This window comes from Phenylobacterium sp. LH3H17, assembly GCF_024298925.1.
Lineage (GTDB): Bacteria > Pseudomonadota > Alphaproteobacteria > Caulobacterales > Caulobacteraceae > Phenylobacterium.
The window spans coordinates 1555001-1581582 of sequence record NZ_CP101283.1 but is presented as its reverse complement, the minus strand read 5'-3'; the positions used below and the strand labels follow the sequence as shown (position 1 = coordinate 1581582).

Genomic DNA, 26582 nt, shown 5'->3' with positions numbered 1-26582 from the left:
TCTTAACTCCCCGACTCTGAAAGCTATTCGGCCGCAACGGCCGCGGCCGCCTGGCGTTCGGCGGCCATGTCGACCAGGGCCCGGCGATAGTCCTTGGGCATGACCTTCACGAAGTCGCCCAGCGAGGTCTCCCAGGTCTCCAGGATCTCCCGCGCGCGCGCCGACCCCGTATAGAGGTGGTGGCGTTCGATCAGGATGCGCAGGCGCTCGGCGTCGAAGGAGAGCATGTCCCCCATGCCGTTGTTCTCGACCGACACCGCCTTCTGGGTGGGCGCGTTGTCGTGGCCGAGGCCGGTGACGGTCACGCGGTCCAGGTCGACCATGGCCTTGTTGCAGAGCGCCTCGAACCGCTTCCTGGGATCGTAGACATAGGCCACGCCGCCCGACATCCCGGCGGCGAAGTTGCGCCCGGTGTCGCCCAGCACCACCACCACGCCGCCGGTCATGTATTCACAACCGTGGTCGCCCAGGCCTTCGACCACCGTCACCGCGCCGGAGTTGCGCACGGCGAAACGTTCGCCGGCCACGCCCTCGAAATAGGCCTCCCCGGCGATGGCCCCGTAGAGGACGGTGTTGCCGACGATGATGTTCTCGGTCGGGTCGCGGTTGGCTTCCGGCGGCTGGCGCACGACCACCCGGCCGCCGGACAGGCCCTTGCCCACATAGTCGTTGCCGTCACCGGTCAGTTCCAGGCTGATCCCGCGGGCGGCGAAGGCGCCGAAGCTCTGACCGGCCTGGCCGCGGAACTTCAAGCTGATGGTGTCGTCCGGCAGGCCGGCATGGCCGTAGCGGCGCGCCACCTCGCCCGACAGCATGGCGCCGACGGTGCGGTTGATGTTCTTGATCGGATACTCGCCGAGGACGGGCTTGCCCTCCTCCAGCGCGGCCTTGGCGTCAGCGATCAGGGTATTGTCGAGCGCCTTCCCCAGACCGTGGTCCTGGCGGTCCATGTTCCAAAGGCCGGTCGGGCTCTCGGAAGGGATGGCGTAGAGCAGCTTGGAGAGGTCGACGCCGCCGGCCTTCCAGTGGTCGACCGCGTGGCGCATCTCCAGGCGGTCGACGCGGCCGATCATCTCGTTGACCGTGGCGAAGCCAAGCTCCGCCATGATCTCGCGCAGCTCTTCGGCGACGAAGAAGAAGTAGTTGATCACGTGCTCGGGCTGGCCGGTGAAGCGCGCGCGCAGAACCGGGTCCTGGGTGGCCACCCCCACCGGGCAGGTGTTGAGGTGGCACTTCCTCATCATGATACAGCCGGCCGCGATCAGCGGAGCCGTGGCGAAGCCGAACTCGTCGGCCCCCAGCAGGGCGGCGACCGCCACGTCGCGCCCGGTGCGCAGGCCGCCGTCGGCCTGGACCGCCACGCGGGTCCGCAGTCCATTGAGCAGCAGGGTCTGCTGGGTCTCGGCCAGGCCGATCTCCCAGGGCGAGCCCGCATGGGTCAGCGAGGTCAGCGGCGAGGCGCCGGTGCCGCCCTCGAAGCCCGAGATGGTGATGTGGTCGGCGCGCGCCTTGGCCACCCCGGCCGCCACGGTTCCGACGCCGACTTCCGAGACCAGCTTCACCGAGATGCGGGCCTTGGAATTCACATTCTTCAGGTCGTGGATGAGCTGGGCCAGATCCTCGATCGAATAGATGTCGTGGTGCGGCGGCGGGCTGATCAGGCCCACGCCCGGCGTCGAGTGCCGGACCCGAGCGATGTTCTTGTCGACCTTGTGGCCGGGAAGCTGGCCGCCCTCCCCGGGCTTGGCGCCCTGGGCCATCTTGATCTGGATGTCGTCGGCGTTGACCAGGTACTCGGCGGTGACGCCGAACCGGCCGGAGGCCACCTGCTTGATGGCCGAGCGCATGGAGTCGCCGTTGGGCAGCGGAACGAAGCGATCGGCCTCCTCCCCGCCCTCGCCGGTGTTCGACTTACCGCCGATCCGGTTCATGGCCATGGCCAGCGTAGTGTGGGCCTCGCGGCTGATCGAGCCGAAGCTCATGGCCCCGGTGGCGAAACGCTTGACGATCTCGGCCGCCGGCTCGACCGCCTCGATGGCGATCGGGGTCTCGGCGGCCTTGAAGCGCATCAGGCCGCGGATGGTCAGCAGGCGTTCGGACTGCTCATTAATTCCAGCCGCGAAGCTCTTGTATTCATCCGGCAAATTTCCGCGCACGGCGTGCTGCAGCTTGCTCACCGTCTCCGGCGTCCAGGCGTGCTCCTCGCCGCGTAGGCGGAAGGCGTAGGTCCCGCCGACGTCCAGCATGGAGGCGTAGATCGGATTGTCGCCATAGGCGTCGCGGTGACGGCGCACCGTCTCCTCGGCGATCTCGCGCAGGCCGACGCCCTCGATGGTGGTCGCGGTGCCGGTGAAGTACTGCTCGATCAGTTCCGACGACAGGCCGACCCCGTCGAAGATCTGCGCGCCGCAATAGGACTGGTAGGTGGAGATGCCCATCTTGGACATCACCTTCAGCACGCCCTTGCCGACGGCCTTGATGTAGTTCTTACGCACGTCGTAGGCCGACAGGGTCGAGCCGGTGGAGACGCGGATCTGCTCCAGGGTCTCGAAGGCCAGATAGGGGTTCACGGCTTCGGCGCCATAGCCCGCCAGCACGCAGAAATGGTGCACCTCGCGCGCTTCGCCGGTCTCGATCACCAGGCCGGTCTGCATGCGCAGGCCCTGGCGGATCAGGTGGTGGTGTACGGCCGCGGTCGCCAGGGCCGCCGGGATCGGGATGCGGTCGGACGAGACCTCCCGGTCCGATAGGATCAGGATGTTCTTGTCGGCCAGGACGTTGTCGGTGGCCTCGCGGCAGACGCGGTCCAGGGCGCGCTCAAGCCCCGCGACGCCCTCCTCGGCCGCCCAGGTGACATCGATGGTGGCGGTGCGGAACGAGCCGTCCACCAGTTCGCTGATCGAGCGGATTTTCGACAGATCCTCATTGGTGAGGATCGGTTGGGAGACTTCCAGCCGTTTATGGGTGCCGGCGTGGCGGCCCAGCAGGTTCGGCCGCGGCCCGATCATCGAGACCAGGCTCATCACCAGTTCCTCGCGGATCGGGTCGATGGGCGGATTGGTGACCTGGGCGAAGTTCTGCTTGAAATACTCGTAGAGCAGCTTCGGGCGCCTGGAGAGCACGGCGATGGGAATGTCGGCGCCCATGGAGCCGATCGGATCCTCCCCCGTCCGGGCCATGGGCTCGAGGAAGAACTGGATGTCCTCCTGGGTGTAGCCGAAGGCCTGCTGGCGATCGAGCAGCCGGCCCGCGTCGTTGGCGAGGGCCTCGTCGAAGGCGATCTCGGGCAGCTCTTCCAGCTTGAACTGGGTCTGGGAGAGCCACTCGGCGTAGGGCTCGGCCTGGGAGAGGGTCGCCTTGATCTCCTCGTCCTCGATGATCCGGCCTTCTTCCATGTCGATCAGCAGCATCTTGCCCGGCTGCAGCCGCCACTTGCGGACGATCCGCTCCTCGGGAACGGTCAGGACGCCGATCTCCGAGGCCATGATCACATGGTCCTGGTCGGTGACGACGAAGCGCGCCGGACGCAGGCCGTTGCGGTCCAGGGTGGCGCCGATCTGGCGGCCATCGGTGAAGGCGACGGCGGCCGGGCCGTCCCACGGCTCCATCAGGGCGGCGTGGTACTCGTAGAACGCCTTGCGCTCGGCGTTCATCAGCGGATTGCCGGCCCAGGCCTCCGGGATCAGCATCATCACCGCGTGGGCCAGCGGGTAGCCGCCGGCCAGCAGCAGCTCGAGCGCGTTGTCCAGGCAGGCGGTGTCCGACTGGCCGTGCGGGATCAGCGGCCACATCTTGTTGAGGTCGGGGCCCAGCAGGTCGCTTTCCAGCGTGCGACGGCGGGCGTTCATCCAGTTCACGTTGCCGCGCACCGTGTTGATCTCGCCGTTGTGGGCGATGAACCGGTAGGGGTGGGCGAGCTTCCAGGATGGAAAGGTGTTGGTCGAGAACCGCTGGTGGACCAGGGCCAGCGCCGATTCGGTGATCGGGTTGGCGAGGTCCTCGTAGAAGGTCCCCACCTGGCCGGCCAGCAGCAGACCCTTATAGACCACCGTCCGCGTGGAGAATGACGGCAGGTAGAGCTGGGTCAGGCCCGGGAGGTTCAACCGGGTCGCCATCTCCGCCAGCGGGTTCTGCAACTGCTTGCGCACGGTCAGCAGCTTCCGCTCGAAGGCGTCCTGGTCCTTGGTGTTGGGGCCACGGCCGACGATGGCCTGGCGGATCACCGGCATCTCGGCCAGCACCGCCGCGCCCAGGCCGTCGGTGTTGGTCGGCACGTCGCGCCAGGCGATGAAGGTCTGGCCTTCAACCTTCAGGAAGTGCTCGAACTGGTGGACGGCCATTTCGCGGGCGGCGGCGTCCCGCGGCAGGAAGCACATGGCCACGGCGTAGTCGCCCGGCGGGGGCAGATCGATACCTTCCTTGCCGGCCCAGTCGCGCAGCAGGCCGTCCGGAATCTGGATAAGGATCCCCGCGCCGTCGCCCACCAGCGGATCGGCGCCCACGGCGCCGCGATGGTCCAGATTGACCAGGATCTCCAGGCCACAGGCCACGACCTCATGCGATTTGCGGCCCTTGATATTGGCCACAAACCCCACGCCGCACGCATCGTGTTCGTTGCGCGGGTCGTACAGACCTTGACGTTCCGGAGCTCCCATCGGCGTCCCTCACTCGTAAGCTCGCAGGCGTGCGCGGACGCGGCCAAACGCGACCGTTCCGCACGCCAATTCGGCGCGCATCTACACGGCAAGTTCAACCCTTGTCGATGGGTCAGAACCTTCGGAATTGAAAAGATTTTCTAAGGTGCGACGTCTAGTAGCGTTTTATCGGCGTTTCGCGCGGCGTTGCACCCCGTGAGGATCATCGCCACGGCAAGCTCGCTGCGCAGGGTCCCCAGCATCTTCTCCACCATCGGCTGGCCTCCAGCGCCGAGCGCATAGGCCCAGGCTCGGCCCACGAAACAGGCGCGGGCGCCGAGCGCCAGGGCTTTCAGCACGTCCAGGCCGGAGCGCACCCCGCCGTCCATGAAGATCTCCAGGTCGCCGCCGACCGCGTCCACCACCGCCGGCAGGGCGGAGATCGAGGACCGCACCCCGTCCAGTTGCCGCCCGCCGTGGTTGGAGACCACCAGGCCCTGGGCGCCCGCCTTGACCGCCTCGCGAGCGTCTTCCGGGTCCAGCACGCCCTTGATGACGATGGGCCCGTCCCACGTCTTTCGCACCCAGTCGATGTCCGCCCAGGTGACGGTGCGGTCGAAGTTCCTGGCGACCCAGCTCAGGAAGTCGGTGACCTGCCGTCCCTCGGTCACCGCACTCTGGACGCAGCCCAGCGTGTGGGGCCGGCCGTGCAGCCAGACATCCCAAAGCCAGTCCGGATGGGTCACACCCTGCCAGGCGGTGTTGAGCGCGCCGGACAGCCCGCTCGCGCCGGTGAACCCCGAACGGACATCGCGATAGCGCGAGCCGGGCAGCGGCAGATCCACCGTAAAGACGAGGACCTTGCAACCCACGGCCTTGGCCCGCGCCAGCAGCTCGGCCATGTAGCCACGGTCCTTCAGCATATAGAGCTGGAACCAGGGCGGGGTCCCGGAAGCCGCCACCTCCTCCACGGAACAGACCCCTACCGTCGAGAGGCAGAACGGCACGCCCGCCGAAGCCGCGGCCTTGGCCGCCTGGACCTCGCCGCGGCGGGCGTACATGCCCGCCATGCCCACCGGCGACAGGCCCACGGGAAAGCTCATGGGCTGCCCGAACACCTCGACGCTCATATCCAGCTGGCTCATGTCGCGCATGACTCGCTGGCGCAGGGCGATGGCCTCGAGGTCGGCCACGTTTCGGCCCAGGGTCACCTCGGCGTAGCTGCCGCCGTCGATATACTCGAAGAACATCTTCGGCAGCCTGCGCCGCGCCAGCTCGCGATAGTCAGATACCGACGCCGGCTTCATCCTGGCTCTCCCCGTTTCCGCCCAGCCTCTTTGGTAGGGTCAAGCCGCGCCGTTGACAAATGTTCCGCATTTGTTCTTGTCGACTCATGCAAGTCCGACTCGCCCTCCCCTCCGACCTGCCGGCCGTCCGCGACCGGCTCCGCGCGGTCTTCGGTCCGCAGAGGGCGGAGCATCGGATGGATCCGGTCTCCCAGCTCATCAAGGCTGTGATCAGCTCGCGCACATATGACGAGGTGGCCTGGGCCGCCTTCATCCGCCTGCGCGCGGCCTTCCCGAACTGGACGACCTTGACCCTGGCCGATCCGGCCCAGATCGAGCCGGTCATAGATCCGGTGACCTTCGCCGAGGACAAGGCGCGGCGGCTGCCGATCCTGATCCGGGTGATCATCCTGAAGCGCGGCGAACTCAACCTCGACTTCCTGAAGGACGAGCCGCTGGACGAGGCCATGGCGTGGCTGACCCGACTGCCCGGGGTGGGGATCAAGGCCGCGGCGGCCACCCTGAACTTCAGCACCCTGGCCCGGCCCGTCCTGACGGTGGACACCCACGTCCATCGGCTCAGCGGTCGGCTCGGCCTCACGCCGCGCGGCGGCGACCGGACCCTGGCCTATGACGGCCTGATGGAACAGGCGCCCGCCGATTGGGACGCCGATCGGTTCTTCGAGATGCACTGGCTGCTCAAGGCCCAGGGCCAGTCCATCTGCAGCCACTTCGACCCGGCCTGCGACCTCTGCGCTCTGCGCGACGCCTGCCCCCGCATCGGGGTCGGCCGTGACCAGGAAGGCGCGGTCGTCGCCTTCCCGTCGCGGGTGGAAACCTAAGCCGCGTTCGCGCGCTCAAGGCGACATGACCGTCCGGATCGGAACTGCGGGCTGGGCCATTCCCCGTCCGGTAGCGCCTGGCTTTCCAGCGGCGGGATCGATCCTGGCGCGCTACGCCCAGGTGTTCACCGCGGTCGAGATCAACAGTTCCTTCTTCCGGTCGCATCGGCGCGAAACCTATGAGCGCTGGGCGGCATCGACGCCGCCCGGCTTTTCGTTCTCCGTGAAGCTGCCGCGCACGATCACCCACGAGGCTCGGCTCGAGCCCTGCGAGGGGCCCCTTGCGCGTTTCCTCAATGAGGTCGCGGGGCTTGGCGGCAAGCTCGGCCCGATCCTGATCCAGCTTCCCCCAAGCCTTCGCTTTGAAGCGACCGGCGAGGCCTTCATTCGGGGTTGGCGCGACCGCCATTCCGGTCCGACGGTGATCGAGCCGCGCCATCCGACCTGGTTCGAGCCGCAGGTGGAAGAACTCCTGGCCCGCAGCGAGGTCACCCGCGTGGCGGCCGACCCCGCCGTGGTTCCCGGGGCGGCCGAACCCGGCGGCTGGCTGGGCCTGACCTATACCCGCCTCCACGGTTCGCCGGTCATGTACGCCTCGCCCTATACCGACGCGGCGTTGGAGGCGGTCGCGGCGCGCCTGGGCGCACGGCCGGGCGAGGCCTGGTGCATGTTCGACAACACACGCTCGGGAGCAGCGGCTGCCGACGCCTTGCGGCTGCTTTCGCGCTGCAAGCCGGGAAATCTCGCGTCTACGGCGTTGGAGACCACCGCCGACCACGCTAGTTTGCGCCCACGGATTCTAGGAGCGATCGATGACCGACCGGATTGAACGGCCCTGGGCCCTGATGCGTCACCACGCGGGCTGGGCCGATGTCTTCCACATCGAGAACGAAACCGCCGATTCCATCACCGGCTTCTATCCGGACCGCGAGACCGTTGGCCCGCCGGTCAATTACAGTGTCCGCGCCGTCCTCGCCCGCTTCCCGACCATGGAGGCGGCCCGCGCCGCGCGAGAAGGCGCGGTGCTGGAGTGGCGCAAGCACGACGAGGGGGTCCGAGAGGCCGAAACCACGCTGCGCGAAGCCGAGAAGGCGCGCGAGGAAGCTTGGCTGGGCTGCCTGCGCGACGCCGCGAACGGCGGCTAGAACCGCAACCCCTTGGCTGCGGCCCATACCACGCCCACCGCCAGGACCAGCCCCACCAGCAGGCTCCACAGCCGCCCCCGCCGCAAGGGCGCGGCGGCGAAGGCGCTCTTGCCGCTGATCATGGCGCCGATCAGGTTTTGGCGCTTCCAGGCCCAGTAATAGGCGACGGCCAGCAGGTGCATGACGACCAGCCCCTGCAGGACGCGGAACAGCAGCTCGTGCAATTCGGCGCAGAGCCGGCTGGTCTCGAAGCTCACCAGATAGGTGAGCGGCCCGGACTCGATGCCGTCGATATCGGCGGCGAACAGCCCGAGCACGGTCAAGGCCAGCATTACGGCGATCATCGCCACCACGCTCCAGGCGCCGAGGGGATTGTGCCCGGCGCTGTGGCTGGGGCTGCGTTCGCCCACGGTCTTCAGATAGGACAGGGTCGCCCGGGGTCCGGTGAGGAAGCTCGCGAACCGCGCGGTCGAGCCGCCGGCCACGCCCCACCAGAGCCGGAAGACCAGCAGACCCAGCAGCCCATAGCCGGCCCACTTGTGGATCTGCATGTTCTGTTCGGCGGAGAACCAGGCGACCAGGATCAGGACCACCATAGACCAGTGGAATATCCGGGTGGGCAGGTCCCAAAGCGCCACGCCAGGCGCGCGGAGCCGTGTGGGCTCGCTCATTTCTCCTCAGCGCGGAAGGGCTTGTGGCAGCCGCCGCAGGACCCGCCGGTGGCCTTGACCTGAAGCTTGATCGCCTCGACGTCGCCCTTCCGGGCTGCCACGCGCAGCTTCTGGCTCTCGACCTGAAACGCCTTGGTCGCCTCGGCGAACTTGGCGGGTTCGGCCCAGATGTCGGACTTGGCACGGGTCTTCAGGCCGCTCTCCGGACCGGAACCCTTGGGAAACCACTTGGGGATGGCCAGGGAAAATCCGTGGACCTTCTTGGCTTCGGCGGCGATCAACTTCGTGCGCGGCGCATCCTTCTTGAGTTCGTCATTAATCGCCTTGAACGACTTGCCGGTCTCCTTGTAACCGGACTGGCGCAGGGCGACGGCCTTCTCCACCGAAGTCGCAGCGACGGCGCCGCCCGCGGTCAGGGCCATTACTAAGGCGATGCTGACTACGCTGGTCATTTCGGACATGGACGACGTCTCCGCAAGGATGTGGCTAAGGCAGAGTTGAGACGAGCCCGCCCGATGCGTCAATCGAACCTAGCGGCGGGTGACCTTGACCGGAACGCCTTCACGGGCGGCGTCGGCGATGAGGGCGCCGCACGCGGCGTCCTTGGCCAGGCCGAGATCGACGAAAGGCAGGACCACCGCAAGCGGCGCGGCGACGGTCGCCAGCAGGGCGGCGAAACCGCCCTGGGCGATGGCCCGGCCGCTCTCCACCCCGATCTTGGGTCCGGTGAGCGGCCCCTTGATGGTGATGGGCGCGGTCAGCCGTATCAGCCGCGGCTCCTTGGGATGACCCTCGATGCGGAAGTCCATCCGCTCGGTCTCCAGGTCGATGCTGCCCTTCCCCGTCCCCAGCACGGGGCCGGTGTCGAAGACGATACGGTTGGCGGTCATCACCCCGTCCTTCACCTGGAAATGGGCGACCGCGCAGCGCACCGGCGTCTTGCTCTTGTCCTTGGCGAGCAGCAGGCCAAGGCCCTTGGTCACGTTGACCCCCAAAAGCTCCGCGAAGGCCTCCCGGATCTCGCCGCCAGGCACTACCGCCAGCACCTCGCCGTTGGCGTTGGCGGCCGCCCGGTGGACCGACGCGCCGGCGCCGGTCAGCTTGATCCGACCGACGAACGAGCCGGTCAGCGGCGTGCCGCCGGTCTTGATCGGGATGAGCTGTTCCAGCCGCGCGTTGGTCAGCCGGAGATCGACGCTGGTGACCGGAACGTCCTTGCGGGCGTCCAGCCGCATCGAGCCCCCGATCCGGCCCTTGGGCAGGTCGAAGCTCACCGGGTCGGCGGTCAGTACGCCCGCGTCCAGCCGCACGTGGACCGAGGCCGAGCGCAGGGGCAGCATGGCGTCGCGCACGCTGACGGCGTTGTACTTCACGTCGGCGTCCATGGCGCGGACCCGATCGACCTTCAGAGTGGCGTCCGGCAGCAACCGGTGCTGGGCCTGCATCTGGCGGGCGACCGCCGCCTGTTCCGGCGAGGCGGTCTCTCCCTTGCCGACCGCCGGCGCGCCACCGAAGATCGTAGCCAGGTCGTCGAAGTCCAGAAGCTTCGAACGCAGGTCGGCCTTGAGGAACGGCCGCTCGCGCCCGGTGTCGACCGAAAGTTCGCCCGCCAGGTCGGTGTCGCCGACCCGGCCGCCGATCTTGGCGATCGTCCACGTCATGTCGTCGCGCGACATCCGTCCGGTCAACCGGTAGGGCGGGGAGTTGGGCAGGGCCACGCCGGTCAAGTCGTAGAGATCGGCCAGGTCGGGACCGCTGGCCGTGACGTTCATGGCGAACCGGCCAAGATCGAAGGGCTCGGGGATGGCGCCCTTGGCCCGTACCCTGGTGGCGCCGGCGCGGATATCGGCGTCGAAGGGGTATGGCTTGTCGGGATCCACGTTCAACAGCGGCCCACCGACAACGTTCAACAGGAAGGGCGCGGCGTTGATCGAGCCCTTGCCCGCCATCCGGAACCCGCGATTGGCCGCGCCTTGCGTCTCCGACGCATTGAGCGTGGCGTCGAGGGCAATCTTGCGCTTCGCGTCAGTGAACTTCAGCCGGCCCTCGTCGATCACGAACCGGCGTATCGGCGGCATCCGTAGCGGCTCGTCCCTCTTGCGGCCGTTGGAAAAGTCCCAGGTCGTCCGTCCCTGGAGGTCACGCAGCAGCACCAGGTTGGGCTTGGCCGCCTCCAGCTTCAGCAGCACCACCCGCCCGCGCAACAGCGGCAACGCGTCGATCTGCACATGCAGGCGCTCGATCTGTGCGGTCTGGCCGGGACCGGCCCATTTCGGATTGCCGATGCGGATCTTGCCCACGGTGGCGCTGGGTTTCAACGACAACAGCTTGACCTTGAGGTCGCCGTCGATGGCCACCTCGCGCCCGGTGCGCGCCGATGCGTAGCGGGAGATCGGGCCGCGCAGATAGTTCCAGTCGAACAGGATCAGGAACAGGGCGACCGCGATCACGAATACGCCCGCGATCCCGCCCGTCCAGGCGAGCGCCTTGTGGCGTCCGGACATCTGGCGCGGGGTTTGCGGCTGTGGGTCGTCAGTCAATCTGCGCCTCCGGAGACTCCCCCAAACGCGCGAACCGACGGTTAGGTTACCGCCTCAGTGGCGTACGCCGTGCCCCGTGACCGCCGCCATGCCGGTCAGGGCGATGATCTTGAGGTCCAGCAGGAAGCTGCGACGCGCCAGATAGTCGGCGTCCAGCCGCGCCTTGTCGGCGATGGGAAGAGCGTCGCGACCGTTGACCTGCGCCCAACCCGTGAGGCCGGGCCGCAGGACTTCCACCCCGGCCGCGGTGCGCAGGGCCACCAGGTCGTCCTGGTTGAACAGGGCCGGCCGCGGCCCCACGAGGCTCATGTCCCCAGTCAGGACACTCCAGAGCTGGGGCAGTTCGTCCAGGCTGGTGCGCCGCAGGAAGGCGCCCAGCGGCGTGATCCAGTCGCCCGCGTCCGACAACAGGTGGGTCGCCACGTCGGGCGCGCCGAGCCGCATGGTGCGGAACTTCGGCATGGCGAACAGACTGTTGCCGCGCCCGATCCGCCGCGACCAGTGGAGGGCCGGGCCCCGGCTTTCCAGGCGCACGGCGAGCGCCACGGCGACAAGCACCGGCGAGAGCAGGATCAGCCCCGCCAGGGCCACCATGATGTCGAACCCACGCTTGGCCACCGATCCTCCCGCCGTCCCTAGGGTGCGGGTCAAGCCTTAGCGCGCCTGGCGCCCGCCCGCCAAGCTCAGGCGGGCTCGTCGGAGACTGAACGGGTGGCGCGCGGCGTCTTCGCCTTGGGCGCCGCCGGCTGGGACGCGACTTCGGGCGCAGCCTCTATCACCGCTTGGGCTTCGACGACCGGCTCGGGCTCGATCGCAGGCGCGGCATCAACCACTGGCGCGACGTCAGACAGGAGTTCGGCGGACGCGATAAAGGCCGGCTCAGGTTGGGGCTCGGCCGCCACGGCCGCTTCCGGCGCCTCGGCCTGCGGCTCGGCGGCTGGAGCTGTTTCGAGTTCGAGCACGGCCGGCGTCTTCGCGAACAGGGCCTCGAGGTTCGTCGCCTGCCGCCAGCGGCTGAACCACCAATAGGCGACACCGGCCGAGGCCGCGCCGGCATACAGGAACCAGAACGGCGAGGCCGCCCCCAGCGGCACGTAGATCGCGCTTTTGGGTTCGAACTTGAGCTCAGAGGGGAGCTCGGGAAGGGTTTGCGACGGGATCAATGGACGCCTCCAAACGGCTAAGGTTTGTGCGATGCAGCAAATCCTAGTCGATCTGTTCGCAAGTGCAAAATGAACCTTAGGTGGCTGTCCAGATTCGGGCCGCCCCGCCCTGGCCCAGGGCGCCCACTGTCCAATCGCAGATCGATTGCAGGGTCTGGGCCATCCCTTCGGGCGCTCGGGCCACCACCAGGGCGCAGCCGTTCATCTTCATGGGGTCGTTCAGCGGCCGCATGCGCGCCTCGGCGATCAGCAGCGGTCCGACCCCGGCGGCCTCGGCGTCGCGCACGAAGCTGTCGAAGGTCTCCAGGTCCTTGAGCGGCAGCCAGACCAGGGTCACGGCCTTGGGGTTTCTTGCCGCCACGGCGCCCAGGGTCTCGACGCAGCGATCGTAGTCGTCGGCCCTCTCGAACGGCGGATCGATCAGCACCAGGGCATCGCCGTCGCGGGGAAGCCTGGCCACCACCTCGGCATAGCCGTCGGCGCAGACCGCCCGCGCCGCCGGCCAGGGCGTGAGCGCCTGGGTCAGGGCCGCATGTTCCTCGGCCCGAAGTTCGCAGGCCAGGTAGCTGTCGCCCTTGCGTAGGGCGCCGGCGATCAGCAGGGGCGAACCCGGATAGAGCCGCGCCGTACCGCCGCCATTCAGCTGGCTCACCGCAGCGCATAGGGGCTGCAGCGCCGCCGGCAGGTCCTTGGCCTTCATTAGCTGCCCGATCCCCGCCTGGGCCTCGCCAGAGCGCTGCGCCTCATCGCCGGACAGGTCGTAGAGGCCGCGGCCGGCATGGGTGTCGATCACGGTCAGCGGCCGGGGCATGCGTGAGAGCAGGTCCAGCAGGGCCGCATGCTTGACCAGGTCGGCAAAGTTCCCGGCATGGAAGGCGTGGCGGTAGTTCATCGGCGTCGGAACCCTGCGGCGCCGCTCACGTTGAGCGCCCGCGAGGGGCGTTCCTGCCACGGCTCGCGGAATTTCCAAAGGCGTGAGATGGACCGCGACAGCGCTGATCCGCCGCCCGCGGCCGAGGGCGGCCTGACCTACGTCAACGACGGCGACGTCGGGATCACCCGCGTCGCCACCGCCCGGGGGTTTTCCTATCGCGATCTCCACGGCAGGCCGGTGAAGGACCCCAGGACCCTGGCGCGGATCGCCGCCCTGGTCATACCCCCGGCCTGGACCCAGGTGTGGATCTGCCCGACCGCGCGGGGCCACATCCAGGCCACCGGCCGCGACCAGCGCGGACGCAAGCAGTACCGCTATCACCACCGCTGGCGGCAGGCCCGCGACGAGCAGAAGTACGGCCGCCTGATCGCCTTCGGCCGCGCCCTGCCCCGGCTGCGCGCCCAGGTGGAGGCCGATCTGGCCCTGCGTGGCCTGCCGCGCGACAAGGTGCTGGCCGCCGTGGTTCGGGTGATGGAGCTCACCCTGATCCGGGTGGGCAATGAGGAATACGCCAAGACCAACAAGAGCTTCGGGCTGACCACCCTACGCGACCGCCACGCCAGGATCACCACGGCCGGCGCGGTGTTCGAATTCCGCGGCAAGAGCGGCAAGGTCCACACGACCGGCTTCCGCGACCGCCGCCTCGCCAATGTGGTCAGGGCCTGCCAGGACGTCCCTGGTCAGCGGCTGTTCCAGTACATCGACGACGACGGCCAGCGGCACGCCGTGGAGTCCGCCGACGTCAACGCCTATATCCGCCAAGCCCTGGGCGAGGACTTCTCGGCCAAGGATTTCCGCACCTGGGCCGGCACCCTTTCGGCCGCCCGCGGGCTGGTCGCCCACCCGCCCGCCACCGACGCGGCGGAGGCCAAGCGAAATGTCACCCGCACGGTCAAGGCGGTGGCTGGCCTGCTCGGCAACACCGCCGCGGTGTGCCGAGGCTCCTATATCCATCCCCTGGTGCTGGAGTCGTACGAACGCAGCGTCCTGCCGCTAAGGCCCGGCGCTTCGGCTCGCGCCTTCGAACTCTCGGTGCTCCGGTTCCTGGAAGCGGCGCAAGAGGCGGCGGCCTGACGCTTTCCCCTAGGCGCCCCCAGCGTAATCGGCGTTAAGCTCCCCGAAAACACCGCCAGGGAGGGCTCACATGCTCGGGGACAAGCTGCGTTTCGGCGCCTTCATCGCGCCGTTCCATCCCATCGAAGAGAACCCGACGCTGGCCATCCAGCGCGATCTCGAACTCGTCCAGTGGATGGATCAGCTTGGCTATGACGAGGCCTGGATCGGCGAGCACCATTCCGCCGCCTACGAGCTGATCGCCAGCCCCGAGGTGTTCATCGCAGCCGCCGCCGAGCGCACAAAGCACATCCGCCTGGGGACGGGGGTCTCGTCCCTACCCTACCACCACCCCCTGATGCTGGCCGACCGGATCAACCAGCTCGACCACATGACTCGCGGCCGGGTGATGTTCGGGGTCGGCCCCGGGGCCCTGGTCTCCGACGCCTTCATGATGGGCATCCCGCCCTCCAAGCAACGCGACCGCATGGACGAGGCGCTGGACGTCCTGGTTCCCCTCCTGCGCGGCGAAACGGTCACCCACAAGTCCGACTGGTTCGAACTCTCCAACGCGCGCCTGCAGATGACCCCCTATTCGCGGCCCAGCGTCGAGATCGCGGTGGCCAGCCAGGTCTCTCCCACCGGGGCGCGGGCGGCGGGCAAGCACGGCGCGGGCCTGCTGTCCCTGGGCGCAACCTCGACCGGCGGCTTCAACGCCCTGTCCTCCAACTGGGCGGTGGCCGAGGAGCAGGCCAGGGAACACGGCCAGACCATGGACCGCCGCGCCTGGCGGCTGGTCGGCCCTATGCACATCGCCGAGACCCGCGAGCAGGCCATGGCCGACGTACGCTTCGGGCTGGAGAAGTGGATCTATTACTTCCGGGAGATCGCCAACCTGCCCATCGTGCCGGCCGACGCCGAGAATCCCGTAGAAGCGCTGATGGCGTCCGGCATGGCGGTGATCGGCACGCCGGACGACGCGGCGGCCAAGATCCAGCAGCTCCTGGATGAGAGCAAAGGCTTCGGAGCCTTCCTGTTCATGGCCCACAACTGGGCCGATTGGACGGCGACGAGGAAGTCCTACGAGCTGTTCGCTCGCTACGTGGTGCCGCGCTTCCAGGACCTGAACGTGAACCGCCAGGCATCCATGGACTGGGTGAAGTCCAACAAGGCGGAGTTCACCGGCCAGATGCAGGCCGCCGTCGGCGCGCGCATCGTCCAGCACATGATGGAGAAGGGCTCCGAGAACATCCGGCCCGAGATCGTAGAGATGATCACTGGCGGGGCGAAACCTCCCGGCGAGTGAGGGGCCGCCAGCGCAATCGGCTGGCGTCGCGGCTGCGGCTTGCCTAGCCTGGGCAAGTGAAAGCGGGGACGCGCGACGTGGACATCCAGGCCTATTTCGACCGCGTTGGCTTCTCGGGCCGCGCCAGGCCTGACTTGGCGACCCTGACCGCCCTGCACCGCAGTCACCTGCGGGCGATTGCCTATGAGAACCTCGACGTCCAGCTCGGGCGGCCGATGACGCTGGATCCGGAGGCCGCGTTCGACAAGCTGGTCACTCGGCGGCGCGGCGGCTGGTGCTACGAGATGAACGGCCTGCTGGGCGCCGTGCTGCAGGAGATCGGCTTCTCGGTTACGCGGATGGCGGGCTCGGTGGCCCGCGGGGAGCGCGACGGGCGTCCGCTCGGCAACCACCTGGTCCTGCGCGTCGAACTTGATCGACCCTACATCGCCGATGTCGGTTTCGGCGACGGCATCCTCGAGCCCTTCCCGATGACCTTCCAGGACCATGATTGCGCCGGCTACCGGTTCCGGCTTGAGGACCTCGACGGCGAATGGCTGCGGTTTCACAACCACGCCAATGGCGGGGCGCCCTCCTTCGACTTCACCCTGGAAACGGCCTCGCCCGACCAACTGGCCGCCACCTGCCGCTGGCTCTCGACCTCGCCGGACTCGATCTTCGTCCAGACCGCGCTCGCCTTCCGCCATAGGCCCGACGGTATCGTCAGCCTGCTGGGCCGCGCCCATCGCCGTATCCGACCGGATGGGAAGGAGACGCAGCTCCTGAACTCGGCCGAGGAGTTCGTCGCCGTGCTGAAGCGCGACTTCGACCTCGACGTGCCGGAGGCCGCCGGCCTCTGGCCCACCATCCACGCCAAGCACGAAGAGCTGTTCGGCGAGGACGCCCAGGTCTGAGCCCTAATAGGTTCCTACGCGGGTAGTCATAAAAGCGTGCCTGGACATCCCGAGCGTGCGGTTCCACATCCCCGACCGTTGGGGAAATGGAGACGCAGACATGCTTGACCTCTCGCTTCCGCCGTCCGTCACCGTCAGTCCGACCGTCGTGGGCGTCTCCGTCCTGACCGACGACGGAGTCATCGTCCAGATCAGCCTGCCCCGGCCCCGCGGTCTGCACGACCTCCCCGCCGAGGAGGTCGCCGACCGCGCCATGACCCTGGCGAGGGCGGCGCTGAAGACCGCTTCTGAGACCTTGGAAGCCGCCTAGCCCTCGGTGTCGATCGAGGCCTGCATGGCCGGTGCGTAGCGGGGACCGGTGACGGTCTTCTCGTTCACCAGCGCCTCGACCTTGGCCATGGTCTCCGCCGACAAAGTCACCTCGGCGGCCTTGGCGTTCTCGGCCATATGGGCGGGCGACGTGGTGCCGGGGATCGGCACGATGATCGGATCCTTCGCCAGCAGCCAGGCCAGGCAGAGCTGGGCCGGGGTGCAGCCGGCCTCGGCGGCCAGCGCCGCGAACGCCTTGTAAAGTTTCAGGTTCGCGGCGAAGGCCTCGCCCTGGAAGCGCGGCATGTCCTTGCGGAAGTCGCCCTCGCTGAGCACGCTCGGATCGGGCACCCCGCCCGCCAGGAAGCCCCGGCCCACGGGGCTGAAGGCCACGAAGGCCACGCCCAGCTCGCGGCAGGCGTCCAACACCGCGATCTCCGGATTGCGGGTCCAGGGCGAATATTCAGTCTGCACTGCGGCGACCGGGTGGACGGCGTGCGCGCGGCGCAGAGTGTCGGCGGAGACCTCCGACAGGCCGATCGTCTTGATCTTGCCCTCGGCGACCAGTTCGGAGAGCGCGCCCACGCTCTCCTCGATCGGCACGCGCTTGTCCCAGCGGTGCAGGTAGTAGAGGTCGATGACGTCGGTCCCCAGGCGCTTCAGGCTGCCCTCGCAGGTGGCCTTCAGGATCTCGGGCCGACCGTTCAGCTCGCGCTTGTCGCCATTGGTCAGACCGCACTTGGAGGCCAGGACGAAGTCCTTGCGCCGCGGACCCAGGACCTCGCCGACCAGGGTCTCATTGTGTCCGATCCCGTAGACGGCGGCCGTGTCGAAGAAGGTGTAGCCGGCGTCCAGCGCACCTTCCAGCACCTGGCGGGCCTGCTCGCGAGGGGGCGGCGGGCCGTACGCGTGGGACAGGCTCATGCAGCCCAGCCCGATGGCCGAAACTTCGAAGGGACCGATCTGACGCTTATCCATGCCCGCGCTCCATGCTCACTCAACGCTCGCGAGAAGCGTCGAGGCGGAGCGCGAGGTCAAGTCCCGGCTAGGGGTTGACCGTCATCTTGATGACGATCCGGCCCGGATTGGCGAGGGCGAAGCTCTCGGGAACCTCGACCTGGGCCGCCAGCTTCACGGCCGCTTCGGCCGTGGCGCCCTGGGCGTCGAGCGCCTTGCAGTCCTTCAGGCCGGTTTCCGACACCTGGCAGTCCAGCAGCACGGCGGTGGCGATCGCCTCGACCATGGGAGCCGGGGCCGTGGCCGAAGCCGGTTGGGCGGCGGAAGACGCCGAGAGCGCGGCGGCGGCGGCAAGAATGGAAAGCAGCATGGGGCCTCGGCGTTTACAAAGATTAGTCAATGGCGAAGCCGGGCGGAACGCAAGTGTTTCATTCCGGCGCCTTCGGAAATCCTCGTCGCAACGGACGCGCCAACCTGGCGGGGGCCGCCCGGATCTAGGGCAGGCGCCCAGTAGTTTCGCAGCGCAGCAAAGATTTCACCGCAACGCGAAATTACCCTTGAACCGGTTCCGGGGCGTGCAGTATCGGAGTCGTGGGCGAAGCGGTCGCGACTGATTTGGCCGCAGTCCAAAGGGAAACGCCGGGAGGTGGTTGGTCTTCAACCCCCTTTCGGGACTTCAAATTATGATCCGTTCTTTCGCACTCTCGACCCTGGCCGTTCTGGCCATCTCCGCCCCCGCCCAGGCCGCGTCCTCCGTGAAGGTCGATCTGGTCGGCAAGTCGGCCGCCCAGATCGAGGCGGACGTCACCAAGGCCGCCAAGAAGGTGTGCTTCTACGAGACCCGCAGCGAGACCCTGGCGCTGGACGCCTACGGCCGCTGCGTGAAGGCCACCGCCAAGGTGGCGATGGAGCAACTGGCCACTGCCCAGGCCCAGGCCGGCACGGCCCTGGCCGCGCGCTAGGTCCGGCAAAATCCAAGCAAAGGCCGGCGTCGCCGCCGGCCTTTGTCATGTCCGGGCCCCGCCTTACGTTGCCCGCCATGAGTCGACCGGACCTGACGGGAAACCTTGCCGCGACCCTGGACGTCGTGGCCGACGCGGCGGGCGGGCTCGCCGACGACTGGTGGCTGATCGGCAGCGCCGCCATGGCCCTGGCCGGTGTGTCCGATCTCGATCCGCCCGATGTCGACCTGCTGGTGAGCGAACGCGACGCCCGGCGGCTCATCGGCGTCTGGGGGGCCGAGGTCGCGCCACCGTCGAGCTCCGACCTGTTCCGATCGAAGATCTTCGCCAAGGCCGGCGTCGCCCCACTACCCATCGAGATCATGGCGGGCTTCGAGGTCAGGACGGGCGACGGCTGGCGGCCGGTCCGCCCCCGCACGCGGCTGGGGATCGGAGGCGTCTTCGTCCCGACCACCGCCGAGCAGGTCGAGATCTGCCGCCTGTTCGGCCGGCCCAAGGACCTGGCGCGGATCGAGGCGCTCGAGGCCCTGGCCTGGCGCTAGCGCCGCTCCTCATGCACGCGGACGATCAGCGACTGGCTGGCCGTGGCCATCAGCTCGCCGTCCTGGGCGAACAGATACATGGCCCCGTGCCCGAACCCGCCGTGGACGCCCAGGATGCGGGTGTCGCACAGCACCCAGTCGGTGGGCACAATCGCGCGCACGCGGATCGTGTTGTCCAGGCTGTTGCCGCCGGCGTTGAGGCCCAGGGCGTTGCCGACGGCGCCCGGCACGAAGTCGGCCATGATCGCCAGCATGGTGGCGTCGATGGCGATGGCTTCGCGGGGCCGGATCCACAGCAACAGCCGGCCGTCCTCGCCGTCGCCGGCGTCCGTGCCGCCATAGCGGCCCTTGGCGACCCGCACCTCGATGCGGCTGTGCAGGTCCTCGCCGCCGCCGCGCCAGTGGTCGGCGGGCGGGCAGTCCTCCGGCGGGTCGCAGTCGGGCATCGTCAGCCACTGGCGCGACAGGTCGCTGGGCCGCGCGCCCAGGGCGGCGTTGACCGTGAAGATCTCCTTGTCGCCCACATGGCCGGTCACCCGGGCCTGGCTGTTGTACTTGCCGGCGGCCGGAACCCAGACGTCCAGGTCCACCACGCTGGGCGGCCGGGCATAGGAGAGATACTGGGCCGTGGCCCAGATCACCGGCCGCTCGCAGGTCCGCTGAAGGGCGGCGATGGACGAGCCCAGGCCCACCCCGCCGAACATGAACAGGTTCCCGGGCGGCCCGACGCAGACCCCGGGGCTCAGCGGCAGGTACCAGCGATGCGGATTGTGCGTCGCCTGGATGTCGAAGAAGAGCTGATCTGTCATGGTCAGCGCGACGCCGCAGCCGCTTCGGCCTCGTTTTGAAGGCGCTTCTCGGCCTCCTTCATGAGGGCGTCGGTGGAGAGGTTCTTGGCCTCGCGGGCCCTGATCTCATCGACCAGCCGCTGGTCGGCGTTCTGGACGTGTAGGGCGTAGAGGAAGGCGCCGAACCCACCCAGCGCCGCCACCGTCAGCACCAGGGCGGCGATGGCCGCCATGCTGGTCCAGGCCTTGGTCTGCTGGCCGGGGGGCGCCGGCTTCAGATAGGCCGCCCCGATGAACACCACCCCGGCCAGGAAGGTCGCACAACCGGCCTGGTGGATCATCGCCCGCTGGCCGACCAGGTCAGCATTGGCCACCACGCTGGGGGCCAGGCCGATCAGGCGATTGCCCTCGGTGAGCTGCGAGACCTCGATGGTCCCGGCGAACACCACCTGGGCAAGTCCCAGCAGGGCGAGAATCCATCCGGCGATGATCATCAGGGGTCTCCGCGCCGCGCCTGGCGGACTCAGTTCAGGGGGCTTCTAGTTATCACGCCCCGCCGCGCTTTCGACTTCCGCTCGCGCAGTCTTGACCGCCGTCGCGGCAGGTGGGCGAGATTTCCCCGACCGCAAAAGGAAGGAAGCGCCATGGCCCAGTTCAAGCTGCTCATCGACGGCCGTCTGGAGGACGGCGACTCCACGATGGAAGTCATCAACCCGGCCACGGAAGAGTCAGTCGCCACCTGTCCCCGCGCCTCCAAGGCCCAGCTCGACAAGGCCGTGGCCGCCGCCAAGGCCGCCTTTCCCGCCTGGCGCGACACCCCCATCGCCGAACGCCGCGCGGCCCTGGTGGCGATGGCCGACGTCATCCAGGCCAACGCCCCGGAACTGGCCCGCCTTCTGACCCAGGAACAAGGCAAGCCCATCGACGCCGCCACCGGGGAAGTCTACGGCGCCTCGGCGTTCTTCCGTTATTTCTCGACCCTGGACCTGCCGATCAAGGTCCTGGACGACGGCCCGGGCCGCAAGGTGGAGGTTCGCCGCCGCGCCCTGGGCGTGGTCGGGGCGATCGTGCCCTGGAACTTCCCGATGATCCTGATGGCCTTCAAGGTGCCCGCCGCCCTGCTGGCCGGCAACACCGTGGTGCTGAAGCCCGCGGCCACCACCCCGCTCTCGACCCTGCGCTTCGCCGAGCTGGTGAAGGACATGGTCCCGCCCGGCGTGCTCAACGTCATCGCAGACGCCAACGACCTGGGTGGCGCGCTCACCGCCCATCCGGACGTGAACAAGATCTCTTTCACCGGCTCCACCGAGACCGGCAAGAAGGTGATGGCCGGCGCAGCCGATGCGCTGAAACGCATCACCCTGGAGCTGGGCGGCAACGACGCGGCCATCGTCCTGGGCGACGTGAACCCCGAGGTCACGGCCGGAAAGATCTTCAGCGCCGCCTTCCAGAACTCCGGCCAGGTCTGCATCGCCGTCAAGCGCGCCTATGTCCATGAGAGCATCTATGACCGCGTGTGCGATGAGCTGGCCAAGCTGGCCGACGCCGCCGTGGTGGGCGAAGGCCTGCAGCAAGGGGTCCAGATGGGGCCGCTGCAGAACAAGATGCAGTACGAGAAGGTGCTGGGCGTCATCGAGGACGCCCGCAAGACCGGCAAGATCATCGCCGGCGGCGTGGCGCCCGAGGGCAAGGGCTACTTCATCCGCCCCACCATCGTGCGCGACATCACCGACGGCACGCGGCTGGTGGACGAGGAGCAGTTCGGCCCGGTCCTGCCGGTGATCAAGATCCGCGACGGCGAGGACGCCCTGGCCCGCGCCAACGCCTCGCTCTACGGCCTGGGCGGATCAATCTGGTCGGACGACCTGGACGTCGCCTACGACCTGGCCGGCCGCATGGAAAGTGGCACGGTCTGGATCAACAAGCACGCCGAGCTCGATCCCGGCATCCCGTTCGGCGGCGCCAAGTCCTCCGGCATCGGATCCGAACTCGGCGAGGCGGGCCTTGCGGAGTTCACCCAGATGCAGGTCATCAACATGGCGAGGTGACGACATGGCCAGGCTCAATCGCGACGGGGTCGAGATCTATTACGAGGTGCATGGGGAGGGCCCGCCCCTCCTCCTGACCCACGGCTTCTCGGCCACCGCCCAGATGTGGAAGGGTCAGATCGACGCGCTGGCGCCGCACTTCCAGCTGATCACCTGGGACATGCGCGGCCACGGTCAGTCTGACTATCCGGACGACCCGGCGGCCTATTCGGAAGAGGCCACGGTCGCCGACATGGCCGCCATCCTGGACGCCGTCGGCGCCAGGGACGCGATCATCGGCGGCCTGTCGCTGGGCGGATATATGAGCCTGGCCTTCCACCTGGCCCATCCCGAGCGCACTCGCGCCCTGCTGATCATCGACACCGGACCCGGCTACAAGAACGACGCGGCACGCGAGGGCTGGAACGCCAATGCTCTGAAGCGCGCCGACCGTTACGACGCCGACGGCCTGGGCCTGCTTGAAAAGGGCAGCGCCGAGACCCGAACTGCCCGCCACCGAGACGCCACCGGTCTCGCCCACGCCGCGCGCGGCATGCTGACCCAGCGCGACGCCAGGGTGATCGAGAGCCTGCCCAACATCGCCGTGCCGTCCCTGGTGGTGGTGGGCGCCGACGACACGCCGTTCCTCGCCGCCAGCGACTACATGGCCGGCAAGATCCCCCACGCTCGCAAGGTGGTGATCCCGGGCGCCGGACATGCGGCCAACATCGACCAGCCGGCGGCTTTCAACGCGGCGCTGCTGAACTTCCTCGAAGCTTCCGGTGTGGCGGCCTGATCGTCACCTATGGGTTCTGATAGTTGCCAGCCGGCTGCGCGAGGCCGACCCTGGCGCCAGCTTCCACAGGGCGCGCCCATGACCACGACTGATCTCGGCCCGGCGGCCGCAGCCGCGCGACGCCCCCAGCCGAAGGCCAAGACCGGGCTTCCCAAGGTCGATTTCACCAGGCCGGCCGGCGAGGCCGCGCTGTTTGGTCCCGATTCCGTAGCCTGGCACGTCTATGACAACCCGATCTCCCTATTCATCGGCGGCTCCACGGCCGTGTTGCTGGAGCTGGCCGAACCCAGGGTCCGCTCGGGCGTCTGGGATCACACCAGCTTCCGCACCGATCCCCTCCCCCGGATGAAGCGCACGGGCCTGGCGGCGATGGTCACGGTCTATGGTGCGCGCAGTACGGCCGAGGCGATGATCGCCGGCGTCGGGCGCATGCACGGCCGGGTCGAGGGCGTCACCCCGGCGGGCCAGCCGTACCGCGCCACCGATTAGGAGTTGCTCGACTGGGTGCAGGCCACGGCCGGCTTCGGTTTCCTGGAGGCCTATTCCACCTTCGTCCGACCTGTGAGCAACACCGACCGGGACCGGTTCTACGCCGAGGGCGCCCCCGCTGCGGCGCTCTATGGCGCCATCGGCGCGCCGCGTTCCCAGGCGGAACTCGAGGCGCAGTTCATGGCCATGCGTCCCAAGCTCGAGCGCTCCGAGATCGTCTTCGAGTTCCTGGACATCGTCCGCCGCGCCCCGATCTTCCCCGCGCCCCTGCGGCCGCTGCAGCGCATGCTGATCCGCGCCAGCGTCGAGATCACCCCGGCCTGGGTCCGCGATATCCTCGGCCTAGGCGCCGGCCACGGCCTGCGGCCCGGCGAGGCGGCGATCATCCGCGGCCTGGCCGCCCTGGCCGAGAAGGCGCCGAACTTCGCCAACCCCTCGGCCCAGGCCTGCCGCCGCCTCGGCCTGCCGGCGAACTATCTGCGGACCTTGCGGGCTCTCTGAGCCTTAGGTCGCAGCCTCCAGGGCGCGGCGCTCGGCGGCGCGGGTCTGGAACCACGGGGTCAGGCGGCGCAGGGCTTCCTCGATCTCCGGGGTTGAGACCGCGAAGCTCATACGGATGAACTTGGCGCCCTCGACGGGATCGAAGTCGAGGCCGGGCGCGGTGGCGACGCCGGTGGCGCGCAGCAGCTCCTCGCAGAAGGCCAGGCTGTCGTCCGTGAGATGCCCCACGCGCGCATAGATGTAGAAGGCGCCGTCCGGCGGCGCGATGGCGTCGAGGCCGAGCGCCGGCAAGGCCTGCAGCAGCAGCGAGCGGTTGGTCCGGTAGACCTCGAGGTGGCCCTCCAGCTCCTCGCGGCAGTCCATGGCCACGAGCGCCGCGTGCTGGCTGAGCGAGGGCGGGGTCAGGAAGAGCGCGCCCATATAGGCCCGGGCGGTCGCCGCCTCGTCGCGCGGGACCAGGAGCCAGCCCAGCCGCCAGGCGGCCATGCTGAAATACTTGGAGAAGCTGTTGATGACGATGGCGCGGGGCTCGAACTCCAGCATCGAGCGGGTCGGCTCGCCATAGCTCAGCCCGTGATAGATCTCGTCGGAGATGATCCGGATGCCCCGCTCGCGGCAGACCTGGGCGATCGCCGCCAGTTCGGCTTCCGGGATGATGGTGCCGGTGGGATTGGCGGGGCTGGCCAGGATCAACCCCGCCGGCGCGGGCTCCACGGCCGCGAGCGCCGCGGCTGTCATCTGGAAACGCACCTCCGGGCCGCAGGCGACCTCCACCGGCGTCATCCCAAGCGCCTTCAGTGAGTTGCGATAGGCCACATAGCCAGGCCGCGCCGTCGCCACCCGGGCGCCGGGCTTGAAGGTCATGGCCAGCGCCAGGACCAGGGCCGGCGAGGCGCCGCAGGTGAGGATCAGCTGCTCGGGGGCGATCTCGACACCATAGGTCTCAGCGTAGTGCCTGACGATCCGGCGCTTGAGCGGCGCACTCTCCCAGTAGCCCATTCCGTCGGTGTCCAGCACCTGGTGGGCGACGGCGATGGCGGCCTTGGGGGCCCCGGTCGAGGGCTGGCCGAACTCCATGTGGATGATCGATCGGCCCTGGCTCTTCAGCTCGTGGGCAACGCCGCTGATGGTGATGGCGTGAAAGGGGTCGATCGGCTCGGCCATCGGGATCCTCGGGGAGACTGCGCCCGGTCTATAGCGGGTCCGGAAACGAAAAAAGCCCCCGCGTCGGCGGGGGCTTTTTGAAGTCTTGGGTGCGGGGACAGGATTTGAACCTGTGACCTTCAGGTTATGAGCCTGACGAGCTACCGGGCTGCTCCACCCCGCGGCAAAGCTTGGATAGAAGATCGTGATTGAAGGGTTGGACGTTTCATACGTTTGGTAGACCTGGCGGCGACCTACTCTCCCGCGCCTTAAGACGAAGTACCATCGGCCCAGAGAGGCTTAACGACCGAGTTCGGAATGGGATCGGGTGGGGACCTCTCGGCAAAACCACCAGGTCAACGAAACGGATGAAAAACGAGAAGACATCATGCCTCCAGGACTGGGTCCTGAAGGCGAAACAAAGCGAACATGAGTTCAACTAAGAACGATCAAGCCGATCGAGCGATTAGTACCAGTAAGCTGCATGCCTCGCGGCACTTCCACACCTGGCCTATCAACGTGGTGGTCTACCACGGCTCTCGGCGAAGCCTTGTTTTGAGGTTAGTTTCCCGCTTAGATGCTTTCAGCGGTTATCTATTCCACACTTAGCTACCCTGCTGCGCGGCTGGCGCCACGACAGGTCCACCAGAGGTGTGTCCATCCCGGTCCTCTCGTACTAGGGACAGATCCTCTCAAGCTTCGTACACCCACGGCAGATAGGGACCAAACTGTCTCACGACGTTCTGAACCCAGCTCACGTACCACTTTAATCGGCGAACAGCCGAACCCTTGGGACCTGCTCCAGCCCCAGGATGTGATGAGCCGACATCGAGGTGCCAAACTTTGCCGTCGCTGTGGACGCTTGGGCAAAATCAGCCTGTTATCCCTAGAGTACCTTTTATTCGTTGAGCGATGGCCCTTCCACGCAGAACCACCGGATCACTATGGCCGACTTTCGTCTCTGCTCGACTTGTCAGTCTCGCAGTCAGGCGGGCTTATGCCATTGCACTCGTCGAGCGATTTCCGACCGCTCTGAGCCCACCATCGCGCGCCTCCGTTACACTTTGGGAGGCGACCGCCCCAGTCAAACTGCCCGCCACGCCATGTCCCGAACCCGGATAACGGGCTGCGGTTAGACGTCAGCGACAACAAGGGTGGTATTTCAAGGTTGGCTCCACCGGAGCTGGCGCCCCGGTTTCATAGCCTCCCACCTATCCTACACATGTTGCCGCTAACGCCAAGGCGAAGCTGCAGTAAAGGTTCATAGGGTCTTTCCGTCTGACCGCGGGAACCCCGCATCTTCACGGGGAATTCAATTTCGCTGAGCCTATGCTGGAGACAGTGGGGAAGTCGTTACGCCATTCGTGCAGGTCGGAACTTACCCGACAAGGAATTTCGCTACCTTAGGACCGTTATAGTTACGGCCGCCGTTTACCGGGGCTTCAATTCGCAGCTCTCACCGCTCCTTTTAACCTTCCGGCACCGGGCAGGCGTCAGACCCTATACGTCGCCTTGCGGCTTCGCAGAGCCCTGTGTTTTTGATAAACAGTCGCTACCCCCTGGCCTGTGCCACTCTACAAAGGTTGCCCTAAGCAGAGTCA

Annotated in this window: 24 protein-coding genes, 1 tRNA gene, 2 rRNA genes and 1 pseudogene (1 of these 28 cut by a window edge); 12 read left to right on the top strand and 16 right to left on the bottom strand. The window is 67.9% G+C overall.

What is annotated here, in order from left to right; genetic code table 11:
• Positions 1-23 precede the first annotated feature (23 nt).
• Together gltB and M9M90_RS07635 are read right to left on the bottom strand one after the other, a co-directional pair.
• Positions 24-4655, bottom strand: a complete 4632-nt coding sequence (gltB, locus tag M9M90_RS07640) for a glutamate synthase large subunit (RefSeq protein ID WP_256549240.1) — start codon at positions 4653-4655, stop codon at positions 24-26.
• Between the two features lie 140 nt (positions 4656-4795).
• Positions 4796-5941, bottom strand: coding sequence for an L-lactate dehydrogenase (locus M9M90_RS07635; RefSeq protein ID WP_254836563.1), 1146 nt, complete (start codon positions 5939-5941; stop codon positions 4796-4798).
• Between the two features lie 86 nt (positions 5942-6027).
• Between M9M90_RS07635 and nth the strand changes: the two genes are divergently transcribed.
• The 3 genes from nth to M9M90_RS07620 are packed head-to-tail and all read left to right on the top strand — an operon-like array spanning position 6028 to position 7907.
• On the top strand, positions 6028-6762 hold the full coding sequence (gene nth / locus M9M90_RS07630) for an endonuclease III (RefSeq protein ID WP_254836562.1): 735 nt from the start codon (positions 6028-6030) through the stop codon (positions 6760-6762).
• Between the two features lie 25 nt (positions 6763-6787).
• Positions 6788-7591: a DUF72 domain-containing protein gene (locus M9M90_RS07625; RefSeq protein WP_254836561.1), complete on the top strand. Its 804-nt coding sequence runs from the start codon at positions 6788-6790 to the stop codon at positions 7589-7591.
• Positions 7575-7907 (top strand): hypothetical protein, encoded by a 333-nt coding sequence (locus tag M9M90_RS07620; RefSeq protein WP_254836560.1) that lies wholly within the window; start codon positions 7575-7577, stop codon positions 7905-7907. The genes M9M90_RS07625 and M9M90_RS07620 overlap by 17 nt, the downstream gene beginning before the upstream one ends.
• Here M9M90_RS07620 and M9M90_RS07615 read toward each other — a convergent pair.
• The 6 genes from M9M90_RS07615 to rlmJ form a co-directional block, all read right to left on the bottom strand.
• Positions 7904-8578 (bottom strand): cytochrome b/b6 domain-containing protein, encoded by a 675-nt coding sequence (locus M9M90_RS07615; protein ID WP_254836559.1) that lies wholly within the window; start codon positions 8576-8578, stop codon positions 7904-7906. The genes M9M90_RS07620 and M9M90_RS07615 overlap by 4 nt on opposite strands.
• Positions 8575-9039 (bottom strand): cytochrome c, encoded by a 465-nt coding sequence (locus M9M90_RS07610; RefSeq protein ID WP_254836558.1) that lies wholly within the window; start codon positions 9037-9039, stop codon positions 8575-8577. The genes M9M90_RS07615 and M9M90_RS07610 overlap by 4 nt, the downstream gene beginning before the upstream one ends.
• A gap of 69 nt (positions 9040-9108) precedes the next feature.
• Positions 9109-11118: an AsmA family protein gene (locus M9M90_RS07605; protein ID WP_254836557.1), complete on the bottom strand. Its 2010-nt coding sequence runs from the start codon at positions 11116-11118 to the stop codon at positions 9109-9111.
• A gap of 54 nt (positions 11119-11172) precedes the next feature.
• Positions 11173-11769, bottom strand: a complete 597-nt coding sequence (locus tag M9M90_RS07600) for a sugar transferase (protein ID WP_256549239.1) — start codon at positions 11767-11769, stop codon at positions 11173-11175.
• Positions 11770-11801: 32 nt separating this feature from the next.
• Entirely contained in the window at positions 11802-12281 is a 480-nt protein-coding gene (locus M9M90_RS07595) for a hypothetical protein (RefSeq protein ID WP_254836556.1), read from the bottom strand.
• A 76-nt stretch (positions 12282-12357) separates the two neighbouring features.
• Positions 12358-13173, bottom strand: coding sequence for a 23S rRNA (adenine(2030)-N(6))-methyltransferase RlmJ (gene rlmJ, locus M9M90_RS07590; RefSeq protein WP_254836555.1), 816 nt, complete (start codon positions 13171-13173; stop codon positions 12358-12360).
• An 87-nt stretch (positions 13174-13260) separates the two neighbouring features.
• Here rlmJ and M9M90_RS07585 point away from each other — a divergent pair, with 87 nt between their 5' ends.
• The 4 genes from M9M90_RS07585 to M9M90_RS07570 all read left to right on the top strand — a co-directional run bounded on the left by M9M90_RS07585 (position 13261) and on the right by M9M90_RS07570 (position 16777).
• A complete protein-coding gene (locus M9M90_RS07585; protein ID WP_254836554.1) occupies positions 13261-14289 on the top strand; it encodes a DNA topoisomerase IB in 1029 nt (342 codons plus the stop codon).
• A 70-nt stretch (positions 14290-14359) separates the two neighbouring features.
• On the top strand, positions 14360-15574 hold the full coding sequence (locus M9M90_RS07580) for an LLM class flavin-dependent oxidoreductase (RefSeq protein WP_254836553.1): 1215 nt from the start codon (positions 14360-14362) through the stop codon (positions 15572-15574).
• A gap of 77 nt (positions 15575-15651) precedes the next feature.
• Positions 15652-16467 carry an arylamine N-acetyltransferase gene (locus M9M90_RS07575; protein WP_254836552.1) on the top strand — a complete coding sequence of 272 codons (816 nt, stop codon included), beginning with the start codon at positions 15652-15654 and terminating at the stop codon, positions 16465-16467.
• Between the two features lie 100 nt (positions 16468-16567).
• The gene (locus M9M90_RS07570; RefSeq protein WP_254836551.1) at positions 16568-16777 is read left to right on the top strand and encodes a hypothetical protein; all 210 of its coding nucleotides are present in this window, start codon (positions 16568-16570) and stop codon (positions 16775-16777) included.
• Here M9M90_RS07570 and M9M90_RS07565 read toward each other — a convergent pair.
• Together M9M90_RS07565 and M9M90_RS07560 are read right to left on the bottom strand one after the other, a co-directional pair.
• A complete protein-coding gene (locus tag M9M90_RS07565; protein ID WP_254836550.1) occupies positions 16774-17754 on the bottom strand; it encodes an aldo/keto reductase in 981 nt (326 codons plus the stop codon). The genes M9M90_RS07570 and M9M90_RS07565 overlap by 4 nt on opposite strands.
• 67 nt (positions 17755-17821) lie before the next feature.
• Entirely contained in the window at positions 17822-18103 is a 282-nt protein-coding gene (locus M9M90_RS07560; protein ID WP_254836549.1) for a hypothetical protein, read from the bottom strand.
• A 313-nt stretch (positions 18104-18416) separates the two neighbouring features.
• Here M9M90_RS07560 and M9M90_RS07555 point away from each other — a divergent pair, with 313 nt between their 5' ends.
• Together M9M90_RS07555 and M9M90_RS07550 are read left to right on the top strand one after the other, a co-directional pair.
• Positions 18417-18695, top strand: coding sequence for a hypothetical protein (locus M9M90_RS07555; RefSeq protein WP_254836548.1), 279 nt, complete (start codon positions 18417-18419; stop codon positions 18693-18695).
• A gap of 77 nt (positions 18696-18772) precedes the next feature.
• Positions 18773-19237, top strand: coding sequence for a hypothetical protein (locus M9M90_RS07550; protein ID WP_254836547.1), 465 nt, complete (start codon positions 18773-18775; stop codon positions 19235-19237).
• On the opposite strand, the gene M9M90_RS07545 is transcribed toward M9M90_RS07550, so the two are convergent.
• Complete coding sequence (locus M9M90_RS07545) at positions 19234-20046, bottom strand: acyl-CoA thioesterase II (RefSeq protein WP_254836546.1); 813 nt, start codon at positions 20044-20046, stop codon at positions 19234-19236. The genes M9M90_RS07550 and M9M90_RS07545 overlap by 4 nt on opposite strands.
• Before the next feature lie 2 nt (positions 20047-20048).
• Positions 20049-20519, bottom strand: a complete 471-nt coding sequence (locus M9M90_RS07540) for a hypothetical protein (protein ID WP_254836545.1) — start codon at positions 20517-20519, stop codon at positions 20049-20051.
• A gap of 150 nt (positions 20520-20669) precedes the next feature.
• On the opposite strand from M9M90_RS07540, the gene M9M90_RS07535 reads away from it, so the two are divergent.
• The 3 genes and pseudogenes from M9M90_RS07535 (at position 20670) to M9M90_RS07525 (ending at position 23838) form a co-directional block, all read left to right on the top strand.
• Positions 20670-22073, top strand: a complete 1404-nt coding sequence (locus M9M90_RS07535; protein WP_254836544.1) for an aldehyde dehydrogenase family protein — start codon at positions 20670-20672, stop codon at positions 22071-22073.
• A gap of 4 nt (positions 22074-22077) precedes the next feature.
• Positions 22078-22848, top strand: a complete 771-nt coding sequence (locus M9M90_RS07530) for an alpha/beta fold hydrolase (protein ID WP_254836543.1) — start codon at positions 22078-22080, stop codon at positions 22846-22848.
• Positions 22849-22857: 9 nt separating this feature from the next.
• Positions 22858-23838, top strand: a pseudogene (locus M9M90_RS07525) (oxygenase MpaB family protein).
• A 3-nt stretch (positions 23839-23841) separates the two neighbouring features.
• Here M9M90_RS07525 and M9M90_RS07520 read toward each other — a convergent pair.
• The 4 genes from M9M90_RS07520 to M9M90_RS07505 all read right to left on the bottom strand — a co-directional run.
• Positions 23842-25002 carry a pyridoxal phosphate-dependent aminotransferase gene (locus M9M90_RS07520; protein WP_254836542.1) on the bottom strand — a complete coding sequence of 387 codons (1161 nt, stop codon included), beginning with the start codon at positions 25000-25002 and terminating at the stop codon, positions 23842-23844.
• A gap of 86 nt (positions 25003-25088) precedes the next feature.
• Positions 25089-25165: transfer RNA gene (locus M9M90_RS07515), tRNA-Met, on the bottom strand.
• 57 nt (positions 25166-25222) lie between these two features.
• A 5S ribosomal RNA gene (rrf, locus tag M9M90_RS07510) occupies positions 25223-25337 on the bottom strand.
• Positions 25338-25426: 89 nt separating this feature from the next.
• Positions 25427-26582, bottom strand: a 23S ribosomal RNA gene (locus tag M9M90_RS07505) (it continues 1637 nt past the right edge of the window).